This is a genomic window from Thermoleptolyngbya sp. M55_K2018_002, from assembly GCF_015295965.1.
GTDB classification, from domain to species: Bacteria; Cyanobacteriota; Cyanobacteriia; order Elainellales; family Elainellaceae; genus Thermoleptolyngbya; species Thermoleptolyngbya sichuanensis.
Genome location: NZ_DVEA01000085.1, coordinates 1 through 9437 on the forward strand (window position 1 = coordinate 1; position 9437 = coordinate 9437).

At 59.4% G+C, this 9437-nt stretch carries 7 protein-coding genes; 6 read left to right on the forward strand and 1 reads right to left on the reverse strand.

The window, feature by feature from the left end; all coding sequences use genetic code 11:
- Positions 1-272: 272 nt before the first annotated feature.
- Entirely contained in the window at positions 273-758 is a 486-nt protein-coding gene (locus tag IGS51_RS04160) for a PIN domain-containing protein (protein ID WP_297076291.1), read from the forward strand.
- Entirely contained in the window at positions 745-945 is a 201-nt protein-coding gene (locus IGS51_RS04165) for a hypothetical protein (protein ID WP_297076294.1), read from the forward strand. The genes IGS51_RS04160 and IGS51_RS04165 overlap by 14 nt, the downstream gene beginning before the upstream one ends.
- Positions 946-1151: 206 nt before the next feature.
- On the opposite strand, the gene IGS51_RS04170 is transcribed toward IGS51_RS04165, so the two are convergent.
- Positions 1152-3914: an SMC family ATPase gene (locus IGS51_RS04170; RefSeq protein WP_297076296.1), complete on the reverse strand. Its 2763-nt coding sequence runs from the start codon at positions 3912-3914 to the stop codon at positions 1152-1154.
- Between the two features lie 408 nt (positions 3915-4322).
- On the opposite strand from IGS51_RS04170, the gene ispE reads away from it, so the two are divergent.
- The 4 genes from ispE to IGS51_RS04190 form a co-directional block, all read left to right on the forward strand.
- Complete coding sequence (ispE, locus tag IGS51_RS04175; protein WP_297076299.1) at positions 4323-5267, forward strand: 4-(cytidine 5'-diphospho)-2-C-methyl-D-erythritol kinase; 945 nt, start codon at positions 4323-4325, stop codon at positions 5265-5267.
- An 80-nt stretch (positions 5268-5347) separates the two neighbouring features.
- Positions 5348-7474 (forward strand): patatin-like phospholipase family protein, encoded by a 2127-nt coding sequence (locus tag IGS51_RS04180; RefSeq protein WP_297076302.1) that lies wholly within the window; start codon positions 5348-5350, stop codon positions 7472-7474.
- A gap of 122 nt (positions 7475-7596) precedes the next feature.
- A complete protein-coding gene (locus tag IGS51_RS04185; protein WP_297076304.1) occupies positions 7597-7935 on the forward strand; it encodes a DUF3082 domain-containing protein in 339 nt (112 codons plus the stop codon).
- A gap of 15 nt (positions 7936-7950) precedes the next feature.
- The coding region (locus IGS51_RS04190; RefSeq protein ID WP_297076306.1) for a cryptochrome/photolyase family protein at positions 7951-9437 on the forward strand (1487 nt) is incomplete at its 3' end.

Here is a 9437-nt window from a genome sequence, read left to right on the forward strand (position 1 = left end):
CGGTGGGTGAGGGGCGATTCGCGAAGCGATCCCCACGGGAATCGCCCGTTTGTGGTACTGCACCCCATCGGCCCGCCGAAGGCCCGTGACATCTAGAATGCCCAATCGGCTAGACGCAGCCTGTCCCCAAAAAGTTGCATTCCAATCACAGGATTCTAAAGGGCGCAGATTTGATCAAGTTTTCCGGTACGCGCCATCGCCATTGTGTTTTGCAGGTTTTTTGCGGTTCAGCTTCAGGGTTTATTGTGAGTACCAGTGGCTATCAGGTAAAGATGACCAGAGCATACCGAATTTACATGGATGTCTGTTGCTTGAACCGTCCCTTTGATAGCTGGCAGCAAGACAGGGTGCGCTTTGAAGGAGAGGCTGTCTTGGCGATCCTGAGGCGTGTTCAAACGAGGGAGTGGCAACTGATTAGCAGCGAAGCAATTGAGGCCGAGCTAGATCGGTTGCCCAATCGGGAGAAACTGGAGAATATTCGCCAACTGTTGAATCTGGCAACCGCCTTTGTAACCCTTGACGAAGTCATCAATCGGCGATCGCAGGAGCTAGAAAGTTGGGGCTTTGGGCTTTATGACTCCTTTCACCTTGCCTGTGCTGAGGCGATCGCCGCAGACATTCTACTAACCACCGATCAGCGACTGATTAAGCGGGGGTTACGCTATAGAGACCAGATTCAAGTTCGGCTTAACAATCCCATTCTGTGGCTTGTGGATGTCCTATCGACTGATGAGGAGCAAGACGATGACACCAATTGAACTACGGCATCGAGGGTATCAAGCCTTGGTGGATGCATTGGGCGTAGTAGATGCAATCTTGTTTTTACAGCAGACTGGCTGGGGCGTAGGTGATTACGCTGCGGAGCGACAGCAATGGCTGTCTTCAGTAACCCGTGAAGATTTCTGGAAAGATATTCAGCAGATACGGGCCCGCAAGTCCGAATAGCGCTGTTTGCGTGGCCTTGCGACAGAATCGCATAAAGCCCAATGAAGCCATTTCCGACGGTGGGTGAGGGGCGATTCGCGAAGCGATCCCCACGGGAATCGCCCGTTTGTGGAACTGTCGCCCCACCAGCCCTCCGAATGCCCGTGACATCTAGAATGCCCAATCGGCTAGACGCAGCCCCTCCCCAAAAAGTTGCACTGCTTTTCCTAACCCTCGCGGGTAATTTGAATCACGTTTTCGGTGACTTTTTCAAAAGTATCGTCGTGGCTGATGACAAAGAGTTGACGGAAGGACTTGAGATTGGCGATCGCCTCAGCCAGACTCTCGCGGCGGGGGCGATCCATATTGGTCGTTGGCTCGTCGAAGAAGGCCACGTCCAGATCTGCCACCACGCGCAACAGGGCCAGCCGCACCGCCAGCGCCGCGCACATCTGCTCGCCCCCCGAAAGATTGATAAAGCGGCGGGTGTAGCCTCCCTCGCGCACCAGAATCTCGTATTCCGCCGTCCACTCTAGCGACAGGTTGGGGCGGTTCATTAGCTCCCGAAACAGGCGATCGCCCTCCTGAGACACCTGCTGCACATAGCGGGCGGTGATACGGGGGCCCGCGTCTTTGTAGGTTTTGCGGGCAAAGACGACGAACTTATGGTTTTGCTTGCGCTGCTTCAGGTCGTGCTGGGCCTGGTCGCGCTGGGCGGCGATCGCCCCTAGTTCTGCCAGCTTGCGGTCTAGCTCGGCCAATAGCTCTCGCTGGGGCGGCAGTCCACCGCTAATCTGGTCTGCCTGACTGCGTTTGGCGCTATAGTCGGCTTCGACCTGATGCCAGCGCTGCGGGTCATAGCGCTGTTGTAGTGCGTCCAGTTCGGCCTGCACCTGGGCCCGTTCGGCTTCCAGGGTCGCCACCTGGGCGATCGCCGCCTGAAGCTGCTGTTGCAGGCTGGGCAATGGTTCCGCCGTGGCTTGCGCTTGCAGAAAAAGCTGGTAGCCCGCTTGGTGTTGCTGGCGAATTGCGGTTTGCGTGTCTATCTGGGTTTCCAACTCGGCAAACTCGGCAAGCTGGGCCTCCAGTTGGGCGATCGCCGCTGCTGCGTCTGCCTGCGAGCCTTTCAGCCGCTCGTACTGCGCCTGGAGCGTCGGCTGCTGGGCCAGGTCTTGCTGCAAAAGCTGGCTGCGCCCCCGTGGATCGCCCAGGTCGCTGAGGGCTTGGATCAGGTGCGATCGCCGTTCTTTGGTTGCTGTTTCTGCCTGGAGGGCCTGCTGAAGCTGCTGGAGCCGCGACTGAGCCTGCTGCAACTCGCCCTGGAGCCGCTGCTGCTGCGCTTGCTGGGCGGGTAAATTGTCCACTTCCGCCCGCTGGCGATAGGCCGCGTCGATCGCCTTTTTCGTCTGCTGAATCTGTTTGCGAATTGCCTCTGCGTCGGTCTGTGCGGCCAGATCGGTCAGAATGGCTCGAATGTTGCTCAGCAGTTCCGAATTCAGGTCAATACCCTCTTGGAGCGCTTGCAGCACGGCATCTACAGTATCGGTTGCCAGCAGAGGCATTCCCGCCTGCATCTGGCGTAAGGTGTCCAGAACGGCTGCGGCTTTTGCCCGATGGCGATCGCGCTGCTGCTCTGCCCCGGTCAGCAGGGTTTGCAACTCGCCCTCAAACTGGCGGGCCGCCTCGATGCGGCTAAGTTGGGTTTGCAGGCGATCGCGCTGCTGCTCCAGGCTGGATACATCCGCCAAGTTCTCGGCCAACGCTTGCAGTCGCTGAAGGTCTTGGGCAAGGTTCGCCAGGTTTTCTTGCAGCTTTCCCTGTTGGGATAAGAGCGATCGCTCCTCTAACCGCATGGCCTGAAGCTGATTCAGCGACTCCGCGACTGCGGCCTGCTGCGCTTCCAGTTCTGCCTGCTGCGCGATTCCCGGCTGGAGGGCTTGCAACTGCTGCTGGGCTTGCGCCAGGGCTTCCAGTTGCAGGCTCAGGCGGGTGAGTTCGGCTTGGCCGGCGGCCAGGGCTTTCTGCTGAGCATCACGCTGTTTGACCAGGGGCGATCGCTGTTTAAGCTGCTCGTTCAATTGCTTCAGCGTCGCCTCGGCCTGGAGATAGGCCGCATAGCTGGCTCGATGGGCCTCGCACTGCGCCAGGGCAGCCTCCGCCTTTTGCACCGAGGTTTCTAGCACCTGGTTGGTCTGCTGCTGGGCTGCGATCTGCGTGGTCAGCGTTTGCAGCCGCAGTTCTGCCTGCTGCACCTGGTTCGCCAGGGCCGCCAGCGCCTCCTTCTCGGCTTGCAGGGTTGCGAGGTCTGCTTCTAGCTGGGTCAGCGTGGCCTCGGCCGTGGCGATCGCCTGGGTCACCGTCTGCTGGCGCTGCTGGGTCGCCCCCAAATCCTGAAGCGCTTCTTCATAGCGGGCGATGTCGCGCTCCAGGGCTTCGACCTCGCTTTTGGCATACTTTTCCAGCGACAGCATTTTCTGGTTTGCCTGTTTGTATTCCTCGACTTTGAGGATGCTGTCGAAGACGCGCTTGCGGTCTTCCGTCGCCTTCAAAAAGTCGGCGGTAAACGTCCCCTGGGGCACGCCGATGGTGTTGGCAAACAGTTGCGATAAATCCGTGCCGCCCGCCACGCCCAACTGTTGCCGCAGCCAGGGCATCACCTCTGCCTCAAGGTTGCGATAGGGGAGCTTTTGCCCAAGCTGCGGGTCGTAAATGACGTAGCCTTTCGTGGTGCAGCGCTCGACTTCGTAGGTGCGCCCGTCCTGCCGCGAGACAAAGGCAACTCTTGCCTGGGCACTTTTTTCGCCGTTGCGAATCAGATCCTCTTTGCGATAGGGCCCTTGATAGGCAAACAGCGTCCAGGCGATCGCCTCCAAAATGCTCGTCTTGCCTGCCCCATTCTCTCCGCAAATCGCGTTTGTCCCCGGTTGGAACACCACATGGCGATCGCGGTGGGATTTGAAATTGGTCAGGCTGAGGCTGAGGAGTTGCATGGTGACAGCGTCGGGAAAAGAGAGGTGCGGAGAAATGCAAAGGGAGAAACGCGAAGGGAGAAATGCGAAGAAATGCGAGACTGCGGGGAAACGAGGGCAGATCTGATTAAGCGGATCTGTGAACCGGAAGCCAGGGAACCGGAAGCCAGGCCGATTCCCCCGGCGCTAGAGATGAGAAGATGAGTCTTGTAGGGTGCTGGTGGGCGTAGCCGTAACGCACTGCCCCGCAAGGCTTTGAGGCGTTCCGCTGGTGCTAACACATCCTACTGGATCTGCGGAGGGTTCTGCCCATCGACTTTCAATAGCCATTGAAATGACTATTGAAATGGCCAGGATAAACCGCCAGGATTAGTGGCTAGTTCATTTGTTCACTTTAGCAGGGGTATCCCGAACCCCCCAACCCCTAGAATGCGCTCTTATTCTCTAATTGCCCCGGCCAAAATCAATCTTTATCTGGAAATCATTGGCAATCGCCCCGATGGATACCACGAACTGGCGATGGTGATGCAGAGCGTGTCGCTGGCGGATCGGGTGGATCTGCGGGCAAATGGCATCGAGCAGTTTCGCCTCAGTTGCGACTCGCCGGAGGTTCCCGCCGATGAGAACAATCTGGCGCACAAGGCGGCGGTGCTGATGGCGCAGCGGTTTCCCAAGGCCTATGCCCAGTTTGGCGGGGTGGATATGACGCTGCACAAGCGGATTCCTGTGGGCGCGGGGCTGGCGGGCGGCTCGACCAATGCGGCGGCGGTGCTGGTGGGGCTGGATCTGATGTGGGGGCTGGGTCTGACCCGGATGGAACTGCAAGAACTGGCGGCCGAGTTGGGGTCGGATGTGGCCTTTTGCATTGGCGGCGGAACGGCGATCGCCACGGGCCGGGGCGAACAGCTAGACCCGCTGCCCAGTGTGGATTATCTCTGGGTGGTGTTGGCAAAATATCGCAGCCTGCCGATTTCCACCGCCTGGGCCTACAAAACCTATCGCCAGCGGTTTGAAGGAACCTATGCCCGCGATACCGACTCGCTCCAGCAGCGGCTAGAACGGGTTCACGCCGGGCCAATGGTGGGGGCGATCGCCCAGCGCGACGGCTCCAAAATTCCTGAACTGCTCTACAACGATTTCGAGCGTGTGGTTTTTCCCGACTATCCCAAGGTGGCGGCGCTAAAACAGCAGTTGCTCGATCTGGGGGCGGCGGGGGCGCTGATGTCGGGGTCGGGGTCTACGGTGTTTGGGCTGACCCATTCCCAGGCGCGGGCCGAAGCGCTGACGGCGGCCCTGCGCGAACAGCAGCCCGACCCAGACTTGGAAATTTGGGTGGGCCAGTTGATTGCGAAAGGTATCCATTTGGCACCGTAATCCGAAATTTGGGGTATTGGATGGGTATGGAGGAACAGCGCTGTCTGGCGCTCTCCATGCCCCCTTTAAGGAGTTGATCCATGTCCCAAGCCCAACCGTCGGCTGCATCTGAAGCGCCCGAAACCCGCTATCTCACGCCAGAGCAGGAATGTGACCTGGTGATGAAAGGCGGCATTACCAGCGGCATTGTCTATCCACCCGCAATTTGCAAACTGGCCGGCGAGGGGAAGTATCGCTTTCGCAGCGTGGGGGGAACCTCTGCTGGGGCGATCGCCGCTGCGGTGACGGCCGCCGCCGAGTTTGGCCGGGAAGCAGCCTGGGACGGACAGCCCAGCGGATTCGACCGACTCGATGCGCTCAGTCAACAGCTTTGCCAAGAAGGATTCTTGCTCAGCCTGTTTCAGCCAGAACCGACGCTGAAGCCGCTGATGGACGCGCTGATGGCGATTTTGGGCATCACGCCCGACCCCAAAACGGGCAAATCGGGCAGAGCCGCCAGCGCCCAAGGCTCGAAACCCAAAAAATCCTGGCTCCAGCGGATACAGGAATTGCTCGACATCACCCGCCGCACCAGCCCCGCCAGCGCCCGCAAGGGAACCCTCTGGGGACTGCTGGGTAGCGCGGTGCTGGCGCTGGTGCTGGGAACTCTGGCGGCGATCGCCTTTGGCATTGCAGGCTGGCTGACGGGCAACTCGGTGGCGCTGGGCGACTACCTGCTGGGGTTGGGCGTGCTGGCGGTAATGTTCATCGGGCTGGATCGGCTGCTGGGCGTGGGCACGCTGGCGGCGGGCGCGGTGGATTTGTACACGGCACTGTTCAAAATGCTGCCCACCAACCTGTTTGGCATTTGCACCGGACACCTGCCTGAAGCAAATGGGCCAGACCCCAACCCCATTGCGCTGACGGACTGGCTCAGCGTCAACATCAACAACCTGGCGGGGCTAGATCCAACCGGGCGACCGCTCACCTTTGGCGACCTGCGAAAGAAGCCCTTGCCAAACGGGGATCTGCCCGACTCCGATAACGGTAAGTACAACATCGACCTGCGCGTGGTCACCTCCAATCTCAGCCACAATCGCCCCTACACGCTGCCCTTTGAACCCGACCATCGCTTTATTTTTAAGGTGGAGGAATTTAGCAAGCTGTTTCCCAGCAATGTGGTCAAGCATCTGGTCGAAAAGTCGGGGCAGCGGCCGCAGTATGACCTGCCAAAGGGCTATTACTTTCTGCCCGATCCCGACGATCTGCCTGTGGTGGTGGCAACGCGAATGAGCCTTAGCTTTCCGGTGCTGATTAGCGCGGTGCCGCTCTACACGGTGTCCCAGTCGTGCCTCAATCGCCACCAGCCGGGCGATGTGATCAGAGTAGACCTGACGAAAAATTCCAAAGATTTGCAGCAAAACTGGTTCAGCGATGGCGGCATTTGCAGCAACTTCCCGATTCACTTTTTTGACTCGTGGCTGCCCACGCGCCCAACCTTTGGCATCAACCTGGGGTCGGTGTCGGAAGATGCGCTGCAAGACAGACCTGGATTTGGCACGGGCACAACGCGCACAATCAACCCGGATTATCTGAGCGTCACGCCCAACTCACCCAATTTGCAAGAAGAGCGATCGCAGGAAAGCGGCCGTGTGCTGAATCAGGATGTGTTTCTGCCGCGCCCCAACGATCGTCAGGCTCCCGAATGGGTCGATTTGCAGTCGAACCTGCTGGCCTTTGCGTGGCAAATGTTCCAGACCGCACAAAACTATCGCGACACCAGCCTGGCCGGGCTGCCTGGCTATCGCGAACGAATTGCCCAGGTGCGCCTGGCCCACGACGAAGGCGGCCTCAACCTGGCAATGGACAAGGCCACGATTGAGGGCGTGATGAACAAGGGCAAAACCGCAGGCGATAAGCTCATTGGGGAGTTCAAGTTTGAGGATCATCAGTGGGTGCGGTTCCGGGTGCTGATGGGGCTATTGGAAGAACGGCTGACGCAACTCGAAGCAGTCGCCTTTTCTACGAAAAAGTTCGACTACGAAAACCTGACGGCTAACCACGCCAGCTATCCCTATGCCTATCCTGACGATATCCACGCCAAGAAGGCCAGGGAATGCGTTGAGCGGATGCGCCAGTCGGTGACGACTTTCTGGGCGTGTGCCCCTGCCCTAGATGAGAAGCTCCCTCAGCCAAAGACCGTGCTGCGGACAATGCCAGAACTTTAGAGCCGATGACGGGATGCGAGGAGGGGAGGAGGATGCCAGGACGCAAGTCTAAATTCCCATCCTCCCCTTCTCGTTCCATCCTGTAAGATCATCACTAGCAAGGCTCAAGTGAGGTTCGCGACATGGCAGAGATTAACCCCGTTCAAGAGACTGCTAAAAAGAAGCCTCTCCCCCTAGTGGCAGATGATACACCGCCGACCCCCCTGCGCTGCTGGACGGGGGCTGCTATTTCAGGGGCGATCGCCACTGCGCTTTATTTCCTCACCGTTTCCATCCACAGCACCTTTGCTGCCAAGCCGCTGCCTGCGGGCAATTCCCTGGCAGTGAGCATTGGCTCGGCCGTGCGGACGCTGGTGCTGGGGATGAGCTGTCTGGCGCTGGTGACCTTTGGCATTGCGGCGGTGGGGCTGGTGGCGCTGGGGATTCAGCTTCTATTTCAGCCCAAGCAGTCGGATGCGTAGGGCGTTCTCCCCACCATGACCATCGGCATCTGGGTGCTGGGCGACCAGCTTTGGCAGGGGCAGGCGGCGCTGCAGAGCCGTGCTGGGCAAGCGGAAAACACGCCCGTCATCCTGATCGAGTCGCTGGGCTGGGTGCGGGTGCGTCCGTACCACAAGCAAAAGCTGGTGCTGGTGTGGTCTGCCATGCGTCACTTTGCGGCAGAACTGCGCGAGGCGGGTTGGCCCGTCACCTACGAAACCGCCGAAGATTTTGAGTCGCCGCTGGTGCGCTGGATCGAGGCGAACGGCATCACGGAACTGCGGGTGATGACACCGGGCGATCGCCCCTTCCTGCACCTCATCCAGTCTCTCGATCTGCCTTGCAAGCTGACGCTGCTGCCTAATAACCATTTCCTCTGGCAAGATGGCGACTTTGCCGCCTGGGCCAAGGGTCGCAAGAACCTGCTGCTGGAATATTTCTATCGCGAAGGGCGGCAGCGCTTTGGCGTGCTGATGGAGGGCAAGCAGCCCGTTGGCGGCGCGTGGAATTTTGATAAAGACAATCGCAAGCCGCCCAAGGGCAAGCTGAACCCGCCCGCGCCGCTAGAATTTGAGCCGGACGCAATGACCCGTGAGGTGATGCAGCAGGTGCGGGAATTGGACTGTCCCACCTACGGAGACCTGGAGCCGTTTCGCTGGGGCGTGGGGCGATCGCACGCGCTGCAAGTCCTCGACCACTTCATCGCCACGCGCCTGCCCACCTTTGGCCCTTACCAAGACGCAATGGTGACGGGCGAAGACACGATGTGGCACGCGCTATTGTCACCCTATCTGAACCTGGGGCTGCTGCGCCCGCTGGAGGTGATCCACGCCGCCGAACGCGCCTACCACGAGCAAGACCTCAGCCTCAGCAGCGTCGAAGGCTTCATCCGGCAAGTCCTCGGCTGGCGCGAGTATATGTACGGGCTATACCACCACGTCGAGGCAGACTACGCCCAACGCAACTGGTTTCAGCACAGCCAGCCGCTGCCCGCCTTCTTTTGGGACTCGGCGCAGACCGACATGAACTGCCTCCGCCAAACCCTCAGCCAGATCGAGCGCACGGGCTATGCCCACCACATCCAGCGGCTGATGATCCTGGCAAACTTTTCGCTGATTGCCGGGTTCTCGCCGCAAGAGGTCGAAAACTGGTTTCACGCCGCCTTCATCGACGCCTACGATTGGGTGATGCAGACAAACGTAATTGGCATGGGACTCTTCGCCGATGGCGGCATCCTCGCCTCCAAGCCCTACGCCGCCTCCGCCAACTACGTCAACAAGATGAGCGACTATTGCAAACACTGTCGCTATGACCCCAAACAGCGCACGGGCAAAACTGCCTGCCCCTTCAACTTCTTCTATTGGGACTTCCTCGATCGCCACCGCGCCCAGCTAAAATCCCAGGGACGCATCAACCTCATCCTCGCCAACCTCGACAAAATGCCCCCCGAAGAACTCCAAGCCATCCGCCAACACGCCAAAGA